The sequence below is a fragment of the Hymenobacter sp. HDW8 genome (assembly GCF_011305775.1).
GTDB classification, from domain to species: Bacteria; Bacteroidota; Bacteroidia; order Cytophagales; family Hymenobacteraceae; genus Hymenobacter; species Hymenobacter radiodurans.
Window position 1 is genome coordinate 94,857 of the sequence record NZ_CP049908.1, and the last position, 19,291, is coordinate 114,147.

At 64.4% G+C, this 19,291-nt stretch carries 19 protein-coding genes; 14 read left to right on the plus strand and 5 right to left on the minus strand.

Features of this window, described 5'->3' with window-relative positions; translation table 11 throughout:
* Nucleotides 1-6: 6 nt before the first annotated feature.
* The 14 genes from G7064_RS20535 (at nucleotide 7) to G7064_RS20600 (ending at nucleotide 15,535) form a co-directional block, all read left to right on the plus strand.
* Entirely contained in the window at nucleotides 7-456 is a 450-nt protein-coding gene (locus G7064_RS20535; RefSeq protein ID WP_133270991.1) for a Rieske (2Fe-2S) protein, read from the plus strand.
* Nucleotides 453-1,697 (plus strand): hypothetical protein, encoded by a 1,245-nt coding sequence (locus G7064_RS20540; RefSeq protein WP_133270992.1) that lies wholly within the window; start codon nucleotides 453-455, stop codon nucleotides 1,695-1,697. Before G7064_RS20535 ends, G7064_RS20540 begins: the two co-directional genes overlap by 4 nt.
* Nucleotides 1,698-1,787: 90 nt before the next feature.
* Entirely contained in the window at nucleotides 1,788-2,375 is a 588-nt protein-coding gene (locus tag G7064_RS20545; protein WP_133270993.1) for a hypothetical protein, read from the plus strand.
* Nucleotides 2,376-2,436: 61 nt separating this feature from the next.
* Entirely contained in the window at nucleotides 2,437-2,763 is a 327-nt protein-coding gene (locus G7064_RS20550) for a DUF6660 family protein (protein ID WP_133270994.1), read from the plus strand.
* Nucleotides 2,764-2,924: 161 nt separating this feature from the next.
* Nucleotides 2,925-7,328, plus strand: coding sequence for a CusA/CzcA family heavy metal efflux RND transporter (locus G7064_RS20555; protein ID WP_133270995.1), 4,404 nt, complete (start codon nucleotides 2,925-2,927; stop codon nucleotides 7,326-7,328).
* A gap of 22 nt (nucleotides 7,329-7,350) precedes the next feature.
* The gene (locus tag G7064_RS20560) at nucleotides 7,351-8,562 is read left to right on the plus strand and encodes an efflux RND transporter periplasmic adaptor subunit (RefSeq protein WP_166075270.1); all 1,212 of its coding nucleotides are present in this window, start codon (nucleotides 7,351-7,353) and stop codon (nucleotides 8,560-8,562) included.
* A 45-nt stretch (nucleotides 8,563-8,607) separates the two neighbouring features.
* The gene (locus G7064_RS20565) at nucleotides 8,608-8,937 is read left to right on the plus strand and encodes a YnfA family protein (protein WP_133270997.1); all 330 of its coding nucleotides are present in this window, start codon (nucleotides 8,608-8,610) and stop codon (nucleotides 8,935-8,937) included.
* Between the two features lie 92 nt (nucleotides 8,938-9,029).
* Nucleotides 9,030-9,464, plus strand: coding sequence for a Fur family transcriptional regulator (locus G7064_RS20570; protein ID WP_133270998.1), 435 nt, complete (start codon nucleotides 9,030-9,032; stop codon nucleotides 9,462-9,464).
* Between the two features lie 81 nt (nucleotides 9,465-9,545).
* On the plus strand, nucleotides 9,546-10,160 hold the full coding sequence (locus tag G7064_RS20575) for a hypothetical protein (RefSeq protein ID WP_166075271.1): 615 nt from the start codon (nucleotides 9,546-9,548) through the stop codon (nucleotides 10,158-10,160).
* A gap of 49 nt (nucleotides 10,161-10,209) precedes the next feature.
* Entirely contained in the window at nucleotides 10,210-12,456 is a 2,247-nt protein-coding gene (locus G7064_RS20580; protein ID WP_133271000.1) for a heavy metal translocating P-type ATPase, read from the plus strand.
* A complete protein-coding gene (locus G7064_RS20585; protein ID WP_133271001.1) occupies nucleotides 12,453-13,349 on the plus strand; it encodes a cation diffusion facilitator family transporter in 897 nt (298 codons plus the stop codon). The genes G7064_RS20580 and G7064_RS20585 overlap by 4 nt, the downstream gene beginning before the upstream one ends.
* Nucleotides 13,350-13,402: 53 nt before the next feature.
* Nucleotides 13,403-14,302, plus strand: a complete 900-nt coding sequence (locus G7064_RS20590; protein WP_133271002.1) for a cation diffusion facilitator family transporter — start codon at nucleotides 13,403-13,405, stop codon at nucleotides 14,300-14,302.
* A 117-nt stretch (nucleotides 14,303-14,419) separates the two neighbouring features.
* Nucleotides 14,420-15,154 carry a DUF305 domain-containing protein gene (locus tag G7064_RS20595; RefSeq protein ID WP_133271003.1) on the plus strand — a complete coding sequence of 245 codons (735 nt, stop codon included), beginning with the start codon at nucleotides 14,420-14,422 and terminating at the stop codon, nucleotides 15,152-15,154.
* Nucleotides 15,155-15,172: 18 nt separating this feature from the next.
* Nucleotides 15,173-15,535: a DUF3703 domain-containing protein gene (locus G7064_RS20600; protein ID WP_133271004.1), complete on the plus strand. Its 363-nt coding sequence runs from the start codon at nucleotides 15,173-15,175 to the stop codon at nucleotides 15,533-15,535.
* Nucleotides 15,536-15,550: 15 nt separating this feature from the next.
* On the opposite strand, the gene G7064_RS20605 is transcribed toward G7064_RS20600, so the two are convergent.
* The 5 genes from G7064_RS20605 to G7064_RS20625 all read right to left on the minus strand — a co-directional run bounded on the left by G7064_RS20605 (nucleotide 15,551) and on the right by G7064_RS20625 (nucleotide 19,268).
* Nucleotides 15,551-16,153 (minus strand): cadmium resistance transporter, encoded by a 603-nt coding sequence (locus tag G7064_RS20605; protein WP_133271005.1) that lies wholly within the window; start codon nucleotides 16,151-16,153, stop codon nucleotides 15,551-15,553.
* Nucleotides 16,154-16,199: 46 nt separating this feature from the next.
* Nucleotides 16,200-16,448, minus strand: coding sequence for a GDCCVxC domain-containing (seleno)protein (locus tag G7064_RS20610; RefSeq protein ID WP_133271006.1), 249 nt, complete (start codon nucleotides 16,446-16,448; stop codon nucleotides 16,200-16,202).
* An 11-nt stretch (nucleotides 16,449-16,459) separates the two neighbouring features.
* Nucleotides 16,460-17,089 carry a mercuric transport protein MerTP gene (gene merTP, locus G7064_RS20615; RefSeq protein ID WP_133271007.1) on the minus strand — a complete coding sequence of 210 codons (630 nt, stop codon included), beginning with the start codon at nucleotides 17,087-17,089 and terminating at the stop codon, nucleotides 16,460-16,462.
* Nucleotides 17,086-17,460 (minus strand): ArsR/SmtB family transcription factor, encoded by a 375-nt coding sequence (locus G7064_RS20620; RefSeq protein ID WP_133271008.1) that lies wholly within the window; start codon nucleotides 17,458-17,460, stop codon nucleotides 17,086-17,088. The genes merTP and G7064_RS20620 overlap by 4 nt, the downstream gene beginning before the upstream one ends.
* A 413-nt stretch (nucleotides 17,461-17,873) precedes the next feature.
* Nucleotides 17,874-19,268, minus strand: a complete 1,395-nt coding sequence (locus tag G7064_RS20625; RefSeq protein ID WP_166075272.1) for a toprim domain-containing protein — start codon at nucleotides 19,266-19,268, stop codon at nucleotides 17,874-17,876.
* Nucleotides 19,269-19,291: the final 23 nt, after the last annotated feature.

The following is a 19,291-nucleotide window of genomic DNA, read 5'->3' on the forward strand; positions in this document are numbered from 1 at the left end:
ATCCTTATGAATCGTCGGCAATTTATTGGACGCGGCTGCGGGGCCTGCCTCGGGGCGGTGGCCCTGGGCACCGGGCTAAGCGGCTGCGCTACCACCCGCTACGCGGCCACCACGCTCACCGCGGACGGCGTCCGGGTGGCCCTGCGCGAGTTTGTCATTGAGGGCAGCTCGCCGGTGGCGTACCGCCCCTTCGTGGTGGTGCGCGATGAGGCCCTGCGCTTTCCTATCTGCGTGTTCCGCTTCGGCGAGACCGATTACTCGGCCCTGTGGATGCAGTGCGCCCACCAGGGAGCCGAGCTGCAGGCCAGCGGAACGGCCCTGCAGTGCCCGGCCCACGGCAGCGAGTTCGACAGCCGCGGCCAGGTCACCAACGGGCCGGCCGCCGCGCCGCTGCGCAGCTTTCCGGTCCGCGTGGCCGGCACTGACTTATTCCTGGACTTACGGGCCGCGTCATGAAGAAGCTCCTGACCCTGTTGCTGCTGGCCGTGACGGGCCCGGCCCTGGCGCAAATTGACCCTACGCTGCTGCGCGACCCCGGGCTGCTGCGCCGCGTGCCCACTGACACCACGGGTCGGCCCCAGCTCAATATGGACGCCGTCTACAACCGCCCGTTTCTGCAGGCCGGGCGCCTGCCCGTGGCCCTGGGCGGCTACGTGGAAGCAAACTATCAGAACGGCCGCACGGACGGCATCGGCGAGGGCCACCAGTTTCAGATGCGGCGCGTAACCCTGTTCGTGTCCTCGGCCATCAGCAAGCGGGTCAAGTTTCTGACTGAAATTGAGTTCGAGGACGGCACCAAGGAAATCAACATTGAGTTCGCCTCCGTCGACTTTGAGTTCAGCCCCCTGCTCAACGTGCGCGGCGGCATCGTGATGAACCCCATCGGGGCCTTCAACCAGAACCACGATGGCCCGAAGTGGGAGTTCGTGGATCGGCCGATTGCGGCCACCCAGCTGCTGCCCGCCACCTGGAGCAACGTGGGGGCCGGCTTCTTCGGCAAAAAGTACACTGACCGCTGGGTGTTTGCCTACGAAGCCTACCTGACCAACGGCTTCGACAACTCAGTCGTCGACAACGCCGAGAGCCGCACTTTTTTGCCGGCCAGCAAGGCCAACCCCGACCGCTTCGAGGAAAACTTCAACGGGCAGCTGCTGACCACCGCCAAGGTGGCTTTGCGGCGGCAGAAGGTGGGCGAGCTGGGGCTCTCGCACATGGGTCAGGTCTACAACAAGTTCGAGGATGACGGCCTGGTGCTGGATCAGAAGCGCCGGCTCGACGTGTGGGCCGTGGACGCCAACACCACCCTGCCCGGCTCCGGCACGGCCCTGACCGGGGAGTGGGCCTGGGTGCGGGTAAACGTGCCCGACAACTACGCCCCACAGTACGGGGGCCGCCAAATTGGCGGCTTCCTGGACCTGGTGCAGCCCGTGCGCAAGGGCCGGGTGTTCGGCTACGAACACGCGGTGCTCAATGCCGGCCTGCGCTTAGAATACGTGGACTGGAACCGGAACCGGTTCACGGAAACCGGCGGGGCCATCGGCGACGAGACCTGGGCCCTGGTGCCGGCCCTGAGTTGGCGGTCCTCCCCCTTGACGGTGGTGCGCCTGAACTACCGCCAGCAGTGGGCCCGCGACTTTCTGGGCAACCCCTCGGTTCGGTCGGCCACCGTGCAGTTGGGACTATCTTCTTATTTCTAATTCGGAACCGTCGCGGGGCCCGCGTCCATACAAGTACAATGTATGCATTAGTGTGAACGCTTACTTTACCATCCGTAAGTCTACCTGTCGTTGGCCACACGGTCTGGCCCAGACAATCTGGTGCGACTACTAACCAAACCTTATCGGGCTGGCACACGTGTTAATTACGACCAGCCGTTACTGATGCATGCCCTTTCCAACCTTTTTTTGCTAGCGGCCGCGCTGGTCTTGCCGGCGCTGGCGGTGCCCTTGTTGCTGGCCGGGGCGCCCGCGGGCGAACCAAGCCGGCCTTCCTCGGTTGAAGCTGACGTGCGGCAAACCCTGCTCGCGTATCGCCACGCTCGCCAAGTCGGCGACTCCGCGGCCGCCCTCGTGGCGTTTACCCTCTCAGCCTGGACGGTAGACCGGGCGGAACGCCCCGGGCACGCCCGCTTTGTGCGGCTGGCCGGCTGCCGCGGCTGGTGCCGCCCCGCCCTACCCCTGCAGGACTACCGGGTAAGGGTCCTGACCGATTCAACCCGCTCGCTGGCCGTGGAAACGTATTGCCTGTCCGAGCCTGTTTCTGCGGCAGCGCGGCGCCAGGTGCGGCGCTGCTACACGGCGGTCTCCGTGCTTACCTGCCAGCAAGGCCAGTGGCTGATTGATTCGCAAACCTTGTCCGGGCAGTTGCCAGATTAACCCCTGGTTGTATCCTTATTGGTGCGCATTTCGTAGGTTTGCACCATCCCGTCTTGCTTGCATGCGATTCCTCTCCATCTTTTTTGCCTGTTACCTAGCTGTGTTGGCTTGTCTGCCGTGCGTAGACCGGGAGCCAGTGCGCGCGGATAGCCTGCAGACGTTGGTCACCGCGGCCTCTCAGCAGGAGGCAGGTTCGCATGCGGGATTGGATTGGTGCACCCCCATGTGTCAGTGTCAGTGCTGCGCGAGTACCTCGCTGCCGCTTGCCCTGGGTGTTCCCTTGGTCGTGCAGCCCCGGACGTATTACGCGCCCAGTCGCTTTGCCCGGCTAGCGCCCCCCGGCCCCCGGCACCTGCCGGGCACCATCTGGCAGCCTCCGCAAGCCTAGTTTCCTCTTTCTTCCGGTCCCTTCTGGGAACGGGTGCCCTGTGGTGCCCGCTCCCCGTGACGCGTGCACCCGTTTCGCGGTGCTCGGACCCTGCCGTCGTTGAGCCTTCCGGTGCTCCGGCCGCCCTAAGTCAGGATTTCTAGCCTTTTTCCCCAGCCAGCATGTTTGACCGGCTCATTCATTTTTCCATCCACAATAAGCTCATCATTGGGATACTGACCCTGGCGCTCATCGCCTGGGGCGGCTACTCCCTGAGCCGGCTGCCGATTGATGCGGTGCCGGATATTACCACCAACCAGGTCGTCGTCTACACCGTGGCCCCTTCCCTGGCCGCTAGCGACATTGAGCGGCTGGTGTCCTTTCCCATCGAGCAAAGCCTGGCCACCATCCCGGACCGTGAGGAGGTGCGCTCCTTCTCCCGCTTTGGCCTCTCGGTGGTCACCATCGTCTTCGAGGACGGGGTCGACATCTACTGGGCCCGCCAGCAGGTGGCCGAGCGCCTGCGCGAAGCCGAAAGTCAGATCCCCGCAGGCATCGGCCGGCCCGAGCTGGCCCCGGTCACCACCGGCCTGGGCGAAATCTACCAATACCTGGTGCGGGCCAAGCCCGGCTACGAAAAGAAGTACGGTGCGCGCGAGCTGCGCACGATTCAGGACTGGATTGTGCGGCGCCAGCTGCTGGGCACGCCCGGCGTGGCCGACGTGGCCAGCTTCGGGGGGCTGCTCAAGCAGTACGAAATTGCCCTGGACCCCACGCGCCTGCGCTCCCTGAACGTGACCATCGAGCAGGTACACCAGGCCGTGGCCGCCAACAACCAGAACGCCGGCGGCGCCTACCTCGACCAGAAGCCCACGGCCTACTTTATCCGCACCGAAGGCCTGGCCGAGAACGCGGCCGACCTGGGTAACATCGTCGTGCGCAACACCCAGGGCGGCCTGCCCGTGCTGGTGCGCGACGTGGCCGACGTGCGCCTGGGCTCGGCCGTGCGCTACGGGGCCATGACCCGCAACGGGGAAGGCGAAGTCACCGGCGGCATTGTGCTCATGCTCAAGGGCGCCAACGCTAACGACGTCATTAAAGATGTGAAAGCGCGCATGGCCACGGTGGAGAAATCCTTGCCCGAGGGCGTGGCCATCGACGTGTATCTGGACCGCTCCGAGCTGGTGGGCCGGGCCATCGGCACCGTGAAAACCAATTTGATTGAGGGGGCCCTGATCGTGCTCTTCGTGCTCATCCTGTTCCTGGGCAACTGGCGGGCGGGCTTAGTCGTAGCCTCCGTCATTCCGCTGGCCATGCTCTTTGCCATTGCCATGATGCAGCTCTTCGGCGTGTCGGGCAACCTGCTCTCGCTCGGCGCCATCGACTTCGGGCTGGTCGTGGACGGGGCCGTCATCATCGTCGAAGCCATCGTGCACCGCCTGCACGGCGGGCAGCTGCAGGTGCCGGGTAACCGCCTGAGCAGCGACCAGATGAACGAGGAAACCTATACGGCCGCCGCCAAAATCCGCTCCTCGGCCGCCTTTGGCGAAATCATTATTCTCATCGTGTATTTGCCCCTGCTGGCGCTCGTCGGCATCGAGGGCAAGATGTTCCGGCCCATGGCCCAGACTGTGGCCTTCGCCATTATCGGCGCCTTTATCCTCTCGCTCACTTACGTGCCCATGATGGCGGCGCTGGCCCTTAGTCGCAACACCGCGCACCAACCGAACTTCTCGGACCGGATGATGCGCTGGCTCGAAGCCCGTTACCGCCCCCTGCTCGAGTGGGCCCTGCGCCGCAAGGCCGTGGTGCTCACGGCCGCCGTGGCTCTGTTTGCGGGATCCCTGCTGCTGTTCCGCACCCTGGGAGGCGAGTTTATTCCCCAGCTATCGGAAGGGGATTTTGCTGTGGAAATGCGTACGCTCACGGGCTCCTCGCTGAGCTACACCGTGGATAAAAGCCTGCAGGCGGGCGCCATTCTCAAAGAGCAGTTCCCCGAAGTCCAGGAGGTAGTCGCCAAAATTGGGGCCGCCGAGATTCCCACCGACCCCATGCCGGTGGAAGCGGCCGACGTGATGGTGATTCTGGAAAAAGACCCGGACAAGTGGACCTCCGCGGGCAACCGCGAGGAGCTGGCCGAAAAGATGGCCGAAGCGCTGAGCGTCATCCCGGGCGTCACCTTCGGCTTTCAGCAGCCCATTCAGATGCGTTTCAACGAATTGATTTCGGGGGCCAAGCAAGACGTGGTGCTCAAAATCTACGGCGAGGATCTGCAACAGCTGGCCTCCTACGCCGAGCAGGCTGCCCGCCTGGTGCGCCGGGTCGAAGGGGCCGAGGACGTGTACGTGGAGCAGGTCACGGGCCTGCCCCAGATTGTGGTCAAGCTGGACCGCAATCGCCTGGCCCGCTTCGGCCTGAATGCCGACGACGTGAACCGCACGGTGCAGACCGCCTTTGCCGGGCAGACCGCCGGCCTGCTCTTTGAGCAGGAACGCCGCTTCGACGTGGTGCTGCGCCTGGCTCCCGAGCTGCGTCAGAACATCAGCCAGGTGCGCCAATTGCTCATCGCCACCCCGGCGGGCGAGCAGGTTCCCCTGGAGCAGGTGGCCACGGTGGACCTGCAGGAGGGCCCCAACCAGATTCAGCGCGATGATGCCAAGCGCCGCATCTCCGTGGCCTTCAACGTGCGGGGCCGCGACGTGGAGAGTGTGGTCACGGAGTTACAGGGCCGGGTGGAGCAGCAAATCAAGTTCGCGCCCGGCTACTACACCACCTACGGCGGCCAGTTTGAGAACCTGCGCGAGGCCACCGAGCGGCTGAGCATCGCCGTGCCCGTGGCCCTGGGGCTCATTTTTACCCTGCTGTTCTTCACCTTTGGCTCCCTCAAGCAGTCAGTGCTCATCTTCACTGCCATTCCGCTCTCGGCCATCGGCGGGGTGCTAGCGTTGTGGCTGCGGGGCATGCCCTTTAGCATCTCGGCCGGCGTGGGATTCATTGCCCTGTTCGGCGTGGCCGTACTCAACGGCATCGTGCTCATTGGTTACTTTAATCAACTCAAGGACGAAGGCCACAGCGACCTTTACCAGCGCATTCTGGAAGGCACCCAGGTGCGTTTGCGGCCCGTGCTGATGACGGCTACTGTCGCCTCGCTGGGCTTCCTGCCCATGGCCCTGTCGCAGTCGGCGGGCGCGGAAGTGCAGCGCCCCCTAGCCACGGTAGTCATCGGGGGATTGGTTACGGCCACCCTGCTCACCCTGCTCGTGTTGCCCGTACTGTATGCTCTGTCCGAGCGCCAGTCGAAACCAAAGGGAGAAGAAAAGCGACACGCTACGGCCACTATCCCCGTGTCGGTGGTGCTGCTCGTGCTGGGTAGTTTGCTCACCGCGGCGCCCGCCCGGGCCCAAGGGCCGCTGACCGCCAACCAGGCGGTGGGCCAGGCCCTGCAGGCCAACGGCACGGTGCAGGCCGCCCAACGTTCCCTGGAAGCCCAGCAGGCCCTGCGCCGCACGGCTTTTGACGTGGGTCGCACCACCCTCCTGGGCAACTACGGGCAGGTGAACTCCCCGCTCGCCGACAACGTGCTCAGCATCGGTCAGTCGCTGGCCCTGCCGGGCTACTACAAGGCCCAGGCGGGCCTGAGCCAGGCGCAGATTGCCACCCGCGAGCAGCAGCTCCGGCAGGTACAGGCCCAGCTGCGCCGGCAAGTGCGGCTGACCTACGAGCAGGCCGTGCACGCCCGGCACCGCCTGCGCACCTTGCGCGGGCAGGACAGCATCTATACCGAGTTCTTGCGCGCCGCGAACCTGCGGTTTAAAACCGGGGAAGTAAACCGGCTGGAGCCGGCTAACGCCCTCATCCAGCAGGGGGAAACCCAAAACCTGCTGGCCCAAGTCCAGGCGGACCTGGTGGTGGCCCAGCGGCAGCTCCAGGCCCTGCTGCAAGCTCCCCAACCCGTGGCCGTGGCGGACAGCACGCTGCAGCGCCTCGCGGCCCCGGTAGCCTCGCCTGACTCCGCCCAGCTAACCGCCACGCCCCAGGCGCTGGCGCTGCGGCAGCAGCTGGCCGAGCGCCGGGCCGAAACCCGGGTGGAACGGGCCCAGGGCTTGCCCCAGGTAAACGTGGGCTACACCAACCAGACCTTGCGCGGCACCTACGAGGTGGACGGGCGCCCCCAGACCTACGGGACCGGCGACCGGTTCCAGAGCGTGCAGGCCGGCGTAGCCATCCCCCTGCTGCGCGGGGCCCAGAAGGCCCGGGTGCAGGCCGCCCAGCTGCAGGAGCAGGTGGCCACGGCCCAGTACCAGCGCTACCAAGCCGAGGCCGCGGCCCAGCTCGACGAGCTGCGCGTGCGCCTGCAGGAGCAGCAGCGGCGGGTGCAGTTTTACGAGCAGACGGGCTTGCCCCAGGCCACGACCATCGTGCGCCTGAGCCAGCTCTCTTACAAGGCCGGCGAAACCACCTACTCCGAACTACTCCTTAACCTGGAGCGCGCGCTGAGCGTGCGCACGGCCTATCTCGACGCCGTGCTTGAGCACAACCAAACTGTTATCGACCTGGACTACCTGCTCGGCACGGCGGTCCAGTAACCCTTCTCTCGACTTACTACTCATGAAGAACCTAGCATCCCTAGCGCTGTTGCTGGCCCTGACCTTGGTCGGCTGCAGCAAGGAAAACGAAACCGCCGACGCGGACCACGCCGAGGCCACCACCGCGGCCGGGGGTCATGCCGGGGAGGAAGGCGGGGAGGAAGCCCACGAGGGCGAGGAAGCCGCCGATGTGGTGACCCTTACCGCCGCCGAGCAACAGGCCGGCGGGCTGAAAACCGGCCCCCTGGCTTCCCGCCCTATGGGCACGGGCCTGGCCGTGACCGGCACGCTGGACGTGCCCCCGGAAAGCGCCGTGTCTATCACGGCTCCATTGGGCGGCTTCGTGGACCATACGGAACTACTGCAGGGCGCCCGGGTGCGCAAGGGCGAGGTGCTGGCCACCATCCGCAACCCCGAGTTTGTAACCCTGCAGCAGGACTACCTGGAAACCCGCGCCCGCCTGGAGTATGCCCGCACCGAGCTGGCCCGCCAGAAGGAGCTTTACGAGCAGGAAGTGGCCCCGCAGAAAAACTACCAGCGGGCCCAAGCCGACTACAACGCCCTGCAGGTCCAAACCAATGCCCAGGCGGCCCGGCTGCGGCTGGCTGGCCTGCCGGTAGGCGGAAAGATAGTCACCACGGCTAGCATCCGCGCCCCGCGGGCGGGCTTCGTGCGGGCCGTCAACGTGACGGTGGGCCAAGCCGTGACGGCCACCGATGCCCTGTTTGAAATTGTGGACCCCGAGCACCTGCACGTGGAGCTCACCGTGTTTGAGCGCGACGTAGCCCGGGTGCAGAACGGGCAGCTCATTCGCTTTACCCTGGCCAGCGACTCCACCGGTACCCGCCGCGAGCGCACGGCCCGGGTATACCTGGTGGGCAAAGCCATCGGCGCGGACCGCACCGTGCGCGTGCACGGCCACCTGGACGAGGAAAACGACCCGGCCCTGCTGCCCGGCCTCTACGTGCGGGCCCTGATTGAAACCGGCCGCAGCCAGGCCCCCACCCTGCCGGACGCGGCCCTGGTGCGCTTTGAGAGCCAGAACTACGTTTTTGCCGTGGAAGCCGCCGGGCGCTACCGCCTGGTGCCCGTGACGCTGAGCCGCAGCGAGGACGGCTATACCGAAGTTATCCTGCCCGAGACCGTGGCAGCCACCACCACTTTCGTCACGGACGGCGCCTACTCGCTGCTGGCCAAGCTGAAAAACGCCGAGGAGGAAGGCGAGGGCCATTGAGGCCTTCGCCCGCTTCCTCCAGCATTCCACCTTCTTCCCGGAACCATGCAGTACCTACAACCCTTGGCCGCCTTTATTCTGGCGGGACTCTGCGAAATCGGCGGGGGCTACCTGGTCTGGCAGTGGCTCAAGGCCGACCGACCCGGGTGGATGGGGCTCCTAGGCGCCATCCTGCTGGTGCTGTATGGCTGGGTGGCGACGTGGCAACCCACTGCCTTCGGCAAAACCTACGCCGTCTACGGGGGCATTTTCGTGGTTATGTCCATTGCCTGGGGGTGGTACTTCGATGGTTACCGGCCCGACCGATTCGACTTGCTGGGCGGGTCGATCGTGCTGCTCGGCATTGGCATCATGCTCTTCTGGCCCCGGTCCTAATTCCTTACTTGGCAATAGCTTAACCCCAGCGCTTTGCGGCTCGCTACAATGCAAAAGCGGTGGCTCCTCGCTACTCACATCCGTTCCATCGTATGGCTCATCCCCTCGAAGATACCCTGATCGCCAAGCAGATAACGCCCACGGCCATGCGCCTGCTGGTGCTCGACGTGCTGGTCCAGCACCCAGCGGCGCTAAGCCTAACCGACGTTGAGGCTTTGCTCCAGCCCGCCGACCGCATCACCGTGCACCGCACGCTGAAAACCTTCACCGACAAGGGCCTGGTGCACCGCATCGAGGACGGCAGCGGCGCCGTCAAGTTTGCGCTCTGCGAACCCAGCTGTACGCCTGAGCACCACCAGGACTTGCACGTGCATTTCTTCTGCACCCGCTGCCGGGAAACGGCCTGCCTGCCCACGGTGGCCGTGCCGGTCATTGCCCTGCCCGGCGCCTACCAGGTGCAGGAAACCAGCCTGGTGATGAAGGGCCTGTGCGCCCGCTGCGCGGACGCTACTTTACCCCCCGCCTAAACAATGCAATAGCATTGCATCGCCCCTAGCCCGAGGTTTGTCCTCGTAACCGGCGGTGCGCTTTTCCTGACCCCGCTTCCCATGTTTGAACTACTCACCGGTGCCTTTGTGCTGAGTCTACTCCACGCCGCCATTCCCAACCACTGGGCGCCCGTGCTGGCCGTAGCGCGGGCCGAAGGCTGGCCCCTGCGACGGGCGGTGGGGGTGACGCTGGTGGCCGGCCTCGCGCACGTGCTCAGCACCGTAGGCATCGGGCTGGCCCTGGGTTTGCTGGGTTGGCGCCTCTCGGCTCGCTTCGAGCAGTTTGCCGGCGGGGTAGCGCCGCTGCTGCTCATTGCCATTGGCCTGCTCTACGCCTTTTCCGGGCCCGGTCATACCCACCCTGACCTGCGGCCGCTCAGCCGGCGCCCGCCCCGCCGACGCGTGGTGCTAGGGCTGGCCGCGACGATGTTCCTGGCCCCGTGCCTGGAGATTCAGACCTTCTTTTTAGCTGCCGGCACCCACGGCCCGGCGGCCCTGGCCCTGCTTATGAGCGTGTACCTACTGGCTTCCGTGTCGGCTATGTGCGCCCTGGTGGCGCTGGCCCACCGCAGCCTGCAGGGCCTCAACGTCGACGGACTGGCCCGGCACGAACGGCAGCTGACGGGCGCGGTGCTCGTGCTGGTGGGCGTGGCCAGCTTTTTCGTGGACTGGTAGCCGCCGGCTGGCCGCTCCTGTATTTTTTTAACCAGACGCTTCTTTTCCTATGCCTGACCCAACCTCCTCCAACACCGACGAAGAGCTCAACACTGCCAAGCAGGTGCAGCTCGAAAACGTGGGCGCCCTCACCCGCGAGCAGCTCACGCCCGACGCGGCCGCCAATCCCGAAGGCCACGACGTGCCCGGTCACGACCACACGGGCCACAACCACCCCGTTGGTAAAAAGGTCGTCGACCTGGGTGGTCAGGCCACCGAGGCGCACGCCGGCCACGACCACGGCGATGGGGACCACGACCACGGCCCGGCCAGTGCCAACCCCTACCTGTGGCCCGGGGTGAGTTTGGCCCTGCTGCTGGGCGGCCTGGCCATGGACTATTTCGACGTGGCCTGGTTTGCTGACTACGTGCGCCTGGGCTGGTATGGCGTGGCCTTCCTGCTCGTGGGCTGGAAGGTTATCCGCTCGGCCCTGCAGAGCATCCCCTCGGGCAACATCTTCAACGAGTTTCTGCTCATGAGCCTGGCCACGCTCGGGGCCTTTGCCATCGGCGAGTACCCGGAAGGCGTGGCCGTGATGCTATTCTACACTGTGGGCGAGCTGTTTCAGGACGCGGCCGTGAACCGGGCCAAGCGCAGCATCCGAGCCCTGCTCGAAATCCAGGCCACCGAAGTCACCGTCATCCGCAACGGGCAAACGGTGGTCCTGGACCCCAAGCAGGTCGTGGTGGGGGATACCATCGAGGTCAAGCCCGGCGAGAAAGTAGCCCTGGACGGCACGCTGGCCAAAGGCCCGGCTTCGTTCAACACGGCGGCACTTACGGGGGAATCGGTGCCGCAGACCAAGCAGGCCGGCGAAGTGGTACTGGCCGGCATGGTCAACCTGGAGTCGCTGATTCAGGTGGCGGTTACGGCAAGTTATAAAGACACCAAGCTGGCCAAGATTCTGGCCATGGTGCAGGACGCGGTGGGGCGCAAGGCCAAAACCCAGCAGTTCATCACCAAGTTCGCCAAGGTCTACACGCCCATCGTGGTGGCCCTGGCCGTGCTGCTCATCGTGGTGCCCTACTTCGTGGTGGATGATTACGTGTTTCGCATCTGGCTCTACCGGGCCCTGGTGTTTCTGGTGATTTCCTGCCCCTGCGCGCTGGTCATCAGCATTCCGCTGGGCTACTTCGGCGGCATCGGGGCGGCGTCCAAAAACGGCATCCTGTTCAAGGGCTCCAACTTCCTGGATTTAATGCGCGAGCTCGACACGGTGGTCATGGACAAGACCGGCACGCTCACCCAGGGCGTGTTTGCCGTGCAGCAGGTGCAGCCAGCGGCCGGCCTCGACGCCCCGCAGCTGCTGCGCCTGGTGGGCGCGCTGGAAACCAAATCGACCCACCCCATCGCCAAGGCCGTGGTGCTCCACGTGGGCGCCGCCACGGCCGGGGTACCCGTCGAAAACGTGGAGGAAATCAGTGGCCACGGCATGCGCGGTCGGGTTGACGGGCGCGACGTGCTCGCGGGCAACACCAAGCTGCTCACCAAGTTTGGCGTGGCCTACCCGGCTGAAGTCGACCAAATCGTTGACAGCATCGTGGTAGCGGCCGTAGACGGGAAGTACGCCGGCTACCTGACCGTAGCCGACGCGCCCAAGGAAGATGCCGTCCGCACGGTGCAGGAGCTGCGGGCCGATGGCATCACCAAAATCGTGATGCTCTCCGGCGACAAGGACAGCATTACGCAGCGGGTGGCCAAGGAACTCGGCATTGACGAGGCCCACGGCGGGCTGCTGCCCGAAGACAAAGCCCACTACGTGCAGCAGTACAAGGATGCGGGCCGCAAGCTGGCCTTCGTGGGCGATGGGGTCAACGATGCGCCGGTGGTGGCCCTGGCCGACGTGGGCATTGCCATGGGGGGTCTGGGTTCGGACGCCACCATCGAAACGGCAGACGTCGTGATTCAAACCGACCACCCCAGCAAGATTGCCACCGCCCGGCGCATCGCCCGCGCCACCCACTCGGTGGTGTGGCAGAACATCTGGCTGGCCTTTGTTGTCAAGGGCATCGTGCTGGCCCTGGGCGCCGGGGGCCTGGCCACCATGTGGGAAGCGGTGTTTGCCGACGTGGGCGTGGCCCTGCTGGCTATTCTTAACGCCGTACGCATCCAGCGCATGGACTACGCCACGCCCGGGGTGGTAGCTAGTGGTCCGCCCGCGCTGGCTCCGCCCCCCGCCGCCGCGCCCTCGGTTATTGAGAAAATGCCCGCGGAGCTGCGGCAGGGCCCCCACCACCATAATGACTCGACTTTATGAGTGGCGCCCACGGGATGAGCGGCAGCGCCGCCGGGCGCAATAAGCGCCAGTTGACCATCGTCTTTTTTCTGACCCTGGCCTACCTGGTCGCCGAAGTCATCGGCGGCTACTTCACCGGCAGCCTAGCCCTGCTGGCTGACGCGGGCCACATGCTCACCGACGTGGCCGGCGTGGGCCTGGCCCTGCTAGCCATCCGCTTCGCCGAGAAGCCCGCCACCCCCGAGCGCACCTACGGCTACTACCGCTTTGAAATTTTGGCGGCCCTCACCAACGCGGTGGTGCTCATCCTGATTTCGCTCTACATCCTCTACGAGGCTTATTTCCGCTTTCTCAATCCGCCCAAGGTGGAGAGCACCACCATGCTGTGGGTCGCCAGCGTGGGGCTGATCATCAACCTGTACTGCATGTATTTGCTGCGCCAGGGCAAAAGTGAAAGTCTGAACATGAAAGGCGCCTACTTCGAGGTGCTCTCGGACATGCTCACCTCCATCGGTGTCATCGCGGCGGGCATCCTCATGCTCACCACCGGCTGGTACTATGCGGACCCGCTGCTCTCGGCCGGCATTGGCCTGTTCATCCTGCCCCGCACCTGGACCCTGCTCAAGGAAGCCGTGGCCGTGCTGCTGGAAGGCACCCCCACCGACGTGAACCTGGCAGCCCTACGCCAAGGCCTGCTGGCCGAGCCCGGGGTAGCCGGCGTGCACGACCTGCACGCCTGGGTGCTCACTTCCGGGGTCAACGCCTTTAGCGCCCACATCGTACTGGCCGAGGGCGCCCAGCACGACGAGGTGCTGGCCCGGGCCCACGCCTACGTGACGGGCCAGCACGCCGTGCAGCACGCTACCATTCAGGTGGAGCGCGGCGAGTTTGCCCAGCACGAAACCCACTTGTAAAGAGGCCTGCGCTACTTGCGGGCCGGCTGACCTACTCCTACGCGCCTAACCATATGACCCCAACTGCCTCTCCCACCAACCGTGAGCGCGCCGAGCGCGGCCAGGCCTCGACGCTGCTGGGCATTGGGGCCAACATGGCCCTGGTGCTGGGCAAGGGCACAGCCGGCGTGTTGGGCAACTCCTACGCCCTGATTGCCGATGCCATCGAGTCCGCCACCGATATTGTGAGCTCCGGCATTGTCTGGCTGGGGCTGCGCACGGCTGCCCGCGAGCCCGACGAAAATCACCCGTACGGGCACGGCAAAGCCGAGCCCCTGGCGGCCATTTTGGTCGCCACCGCCCTCGTGGGTGCGGCCGCTTTCATCGCCTACGAAAGCATTCAGCGCATTCAGACGCCCCACGCCCTGCCCGCGCGCTTTACGCTGGCCGTGCTGGCCGTCATCATTGCCCTCAAGGAAACCCTTTACCGCCGGGTAATGCGCGTGGGCCAGGAAGTAGACAGCGCCGCCGTCAAGGCTGATGCCTGGCACCACCGAGCCGACGCCATTACCTCGTGCACGGCCTTCGTGGGCATTAGCATTGCCCTGCTGGGTGGGGCGGGCTACGAGAGTGCCGACGACTGGGCCGCGCTGGTGGCCTGCGGCTTTATCGTCTACAACGCCTACCACATCTTCCGGCCTGCGTTCGGGGAAATTATGGACGAAGCCCCGGCCGGCCCCTGGGTCGCGGACGTACGCGCCCTGGCCGAAGCCGTGCCCGGGGTCGTGGGCACCGAGAAGTGCTTCGTGCGCAAGATGGGCTTTGAGTTTTTTGTGGACCTGCACGTGCTGGTGGACGGGGGCATCAGCGTGCGCCAAGGCCACGCCATTGCCGGGGCCGTGAAAGCGGCCATCAAGCAAGCCCGGCCGGCCGTGTACAACGTGCTGGTGCATATCGAGCCGGACCACAAGTAGGTCCACGTACCCCCTCAGGAATACCCTGTCTTTCCCCACCCCTTCTCTCCCTTTACCATGCCCCCCTACGACGTTCCCCTCATCGGATCCGGTATTAACCAATAACCGCGGCTTGCCATGCACCCCGACCTGCTTTCCACGCGCTGCACCCCGGCGCCCCGCCCCTACTTCCGTTCCGGCGGGGCGCTGCTGCTGGCGGCCCTACTCCTGGCCCTGGCCGTAAGCAGCTGTAGTTCCGAGACCGCTGATTCGGCGGCGCACGAAGCCAAAATACCCGGCGCGGCCAAGCCGGCTCCGGCCTCGGTGGCCGGGCTTCCGAATCTGGCCGACTCCCTGCAGCTGCTGGTGCGCCAATTGGACACGGTGCGCCGCATTGGCTGCTGGGACGAAGACTTTGCCCGCCTGATGGCCGTGCACCACGCCGGGGCCCAGCGCTTGGCGGCGGTCGAGATCTCCCATGGCTTGGACTCCACCCTACGCACCATGGCCCAGCACGTACTCAAGGGCCACCGACGGGACAAGCAGGTGCTGCTGCTGGCGCTGCGGCGGGATCCGCCCCAGGGCCAGGAGTACCGACCCGGCAACAACCGCGACCCGTTTGTGCGGCGGATAGCCGCGGCGCTGGCCCCGCTACGGCAGCTGCCGGTGTTACCCGGCACCGTTGACGCCGACTTTGCCACGCTCATGCAGGTGCACCACCGCAGTGGCGTGGCCCTGGCGCAGACTGAGCTGGCCTTTGGCCGGAACCCGGAGTTGAGGGCGGAGGCCCGCCGCATTGTGCAGGACCAACAGGTTGAAATCAACCAGTACCAGCGCTGGCTGCAGGCCCACACGGCACCTGCTATCGAGTAACCAATCCTTATCGAAACCATGCAAACCCTGTTACTTCCTCCCTCCCTGCGGCCCCATTTTCAGCAGGAGCTGCAAGCCGCCCGGGCCGCCTATGCCCGGCAGGATGCGGCCAGCGCGTTTCATCATCTGGAGCGGGCGCATGTGCTGGGGCAGCGCTGGGCCGTGTCCCACACGCACGTGCACCTGCTCATGCTGTGGCACGGCTGGCGTACCCGTAACGGGCGGGAAATTTTAGGTCAGCTTCCCCGTATTGTATTTGGGTTCCTCGGTTCGTTAGTCGGCCGGGTGCCGACGGGAAATACCGGGGGTGCCAACGTGAGAGCAGAGCAACCGATGCCCCTGCCGGCGGACCTGCAGCGTCTGCTCGACCAGCAAATGTAGCGCAACAGGCACCACCTAACGCAGCACCAAAGTGTAGGCTTGGGTCTCGAAAAGTATCCAGCCGCCCAGGGCGATGAGAAAGAAGGGTAAGATGATGTGGCCGTAGCGAGCCAGTACTTTGTGGACGCCCGGGTGCTGTACTAGGTAATAGCTTACCAGGCACCACAGGCCTACCAGTACGGCAAACACCCCGCAGTACAGCCCCACGGTCACCGCTGGCAGGGTGGCAAACAAGGGAATGTAAACGCTGAGGTTATCTGCCCCATTGGCAATGGTGATGGCGGCTACCTGCAGTAGAGTAGAGCCCACGTTTGGCTCCTTCAACTCTGCTATTTCAGCGGCCGCCGCTTTCCGCAGGCGCCACGCTGCCCGTAGCCCCAGCGCCAGGGGCACTAGGCCGAGCCAGCCCATCACCTGCGGATGGCCCCATTGGCCGAGCAGCAGCCCGAATAAGCTGACCCCCACCAGAAAACCAACCCCGAGGAACTGGCCAGCCACGACTGAGCGGGTCGGATAGCGGGGGTTGCTGAAAAATAAACCTAGTAAGAGCAAGTCATCGACGTTGGTAACGGCAAAGGTCAGCACGGCCAGGCCCACGTGGCCCACGAGTCCATCCATGGGGTTGAATTAACCAGCAAAAAGCAAAACGAAGCGGCGCGGGTAATTAGCAGCAGCCGCAGGCGCCTTTGCCCTGCTCCTGAATGGGCGGGCAGGGCACCGTACCATAGGAGCAAAACACGCAACAATCGCCGGCCAGCGGCTTGAGCACGGTATGGCAGCTGGGGCACTCGTAAAACCACTGGCAGGCATCAGTGGGCATCTGCTCGGCTTGCGCGTGCTGGCAGACCGGGCAGGTGAGCACCGAGGTCAGCGTGACGGCTGGCGTAGCAATAGCAGGCGTTAGGGGAATCATAACTTGGACACTTAACGGGAAGACGTGGGATTCAGTACCGAGTAGCCGGTACCATTGATGGCTTGCTCTACCTGGGCAGCAGGTGTCACGTTTGGGTTAAAGCGTACCTGGGCGGTGCCCTGGTCATAGGAGACCTGCACGCGCTGCACGCCCGGCAGCTGCTGCACGTCGTGCTCCACGTGGCGGGCACAGGCCTCGCAGGTCATGCCCCCGATGCGGTAGGAACTTGTCTGCCACACCGGCCCGGCGCTGGTGGCCACCACCGGTTTGGGTGCCGCCGACGGGTAGAAGCGGGCCCCGTAGTACGGAAAGGCTAGCAGCAGCGCGGCCCCCACCGTCACACTGGCCAGGAAGCCACGTGACTGCATCAGCGACGGCTTGGCCGGCACGGGGCAGCCGCAGTCATCGGCCGCTACGACTATGGGCCGGAGTTGCTGGTACCAGGCAAAGCCGAGCACCCCCACCGTCAAGGCCACCAAGTAGGGTCGCAGGGGCTCCAGCCACGAGAAGGTAGAGGCCACGCCACCCAGCCCACCGACCAGGGCCAGCAGGGGCGTGATACAGCACAGCGAAGCCGCCAGCGCCGCCAGCAGGCCCGTGCCGGCCAGGGACTTGGGTGAAGTGGTAGCAGGTTGGCTCATACAGCAGCGGTAGTGAGGGGGGTGGAAACGGACGCCAGCAGGGGCTGCACCAGGGGCCGCAGGGCGGGCGTCAGGGTGTAGAACACGGTCTGCCCGACCTTGCGCGCCTGCACCACGCCGCCGTCCTTGAGCTTGCGTAGGTGTTGGGAAATGGCCGACACATTCATCTGCAGCACGTCGGCCAGGTCGCACACGCAGAGTTGCTGCTGGTCTAGTAGCAGAAACAGCAGCTGCAGGCGCACTTCGTTGCCCGTCAGGGCTAGCACCGCGGCCAGCGTCTGCAACTGCGGTGCGGCGGCCTTCAGGCGCTGCTGGCTGGCCTCGATGTGGCCCGTATCGGCAAAGACCCGGATGCAGGAAGGGGAAGTCATAGGGCTATTTTCCCCAAAGCTACTGTTTTCGTATTTAAGCAACTACTTAAATAACTATTCGCCTTTACCTTGATTTCGTCCTTGCCTGGGTGAGCGGTCCGCATAGGTTGTGCAGGCTGCGTCTGACTGGACGATGTACCTAAAACTAGCTGGAACGGCAGGCTCAGAAAATCATCGGATTTGGGGCCTCCCTCCTCCCCTACCCCCTGACTACAAAAACGACTACCACAGGCCCCCAAGTCAGGCTCAGAAATCAAGCGGTGCTTTTCTTTCTGAGCCTGACTTGTTGACCCTTCTGCGCTGCTGCGATGACTACGCCCTCCGCTTCCCGGAGAGGAAAAAAGGTCGATGGGCGGTATACTGTTCGCAGTAATGCTATAGGCTGGCTACCCTTTCCTACCCCAACCTATGGCTTATCTACGCAAGCTTCGGCGGCGGTTCGCTTCCTCGGCCGCCAAGGCATCCGGTACCTGCGCGTTTGCTTTTTCCTTCAGGCTCTCTTTCAGCTGGTTGTTCCAGTCAGAAGCCCGCGACTTTTCCAAATCCATCTTCACGCTCATCGGGTAGCTTTGCAGCAGGGCCCGGTTGAAAAACGCGAGTGCCTCCACTCGTTTCGGGATGTGAAACTGATAGCGGTTGTCGGCTTCTTTGCCGGCCAGGATCAGCTCGCTTTGCAACGTGTGGGTGGGGGGCGCATGGCGGCCAGCCAACTGGAAATACCCTTCCGTTACCTGCTGATTATAGTTTTTCGTCTGCTCGTGTAGCTTCCGGAAATAAGACTCCTGATCCGAGTTGATGGTGACCGTTAGTTGGCCCGGCAAGCTGCGCTCGATATGCATCGGCGTGAGTACGTGCGCCAGGCCCGTAATCAGCTTAGTATCGAATACATGACCCGCCACCGTATGGTCGAAGGCGGGCTTCACCGTCTTCAGGTTCTGGTTGGTAATGAGCCGCCGGATTTCGACCACCTGGTTATCGGTCAGCGGGCCCGACGTGGAGGCGTACATCGTGTTGGTGGGTTGCTTGAGCTGATAGTGCGAGAGGGCGTCAATGGCGGTCTCCGTCACTAGGAGGGTGTTGGTCTTGGGCCCACTATTGGAGAGCCACAGGGCTGACGAATTCAGCGAATCAGCGGCCTGCCCTTGGAAGCCCTGGGCCTTGATTTCCAGCCCCACAATCTTGTCATTGTAGACCTGCGGAAAAGCCGTGTTCACAAACTTATACGGCTGGCCGGTCTTACTGACGCCCTCGTGCACTTGGTTTAGGATGCGCCCCTCAAAACAGCCGTTGCTTAGCGTCTCATTGCTCAACCCGCGCGCATTCAGGTGGCGCGTGTCCGTCAGGGGCATGGTCTGGCGCAGGAAGTCGGGCACGTACTGATCCCCCCGCTGTACCGGGATAATTAGCTGCTGCAACTGCGGGCTCGTCTTGCGCTGAGGCTCCGGCAGATTCAGAAAGCGCCGGGCATTATCCAGGACGCTGCCCCAGATACTTTTGCCCCTGCTGGCCTGAATTCCCGCAATGCGCGGGTTTTCCAGCCGGTTTTTCAGGAAGTCAATGACACTGCCCTTGTCGCGCTCGTCGGCCCGGTTGAAATACAGGTAGTCCCCAGAGGGGGCTTTGTAAATAATCACCTGATCCAACTTCGCCTTGCCGCGATAATTAAAGGTGTGGAACTTGCCCTGGTCGAGGGCGGGGCCGCTTTGCTGGCGGTTGTGCTCGTAGCCCAGCGTCAGGACTAAATCGACCAAGTTAATCGCCTGCTTGACCTGGTCGAACGTGAGTTCGGGCTCACGGGGCGTCTGCATGGACAACGAGAAAACGGGACTGC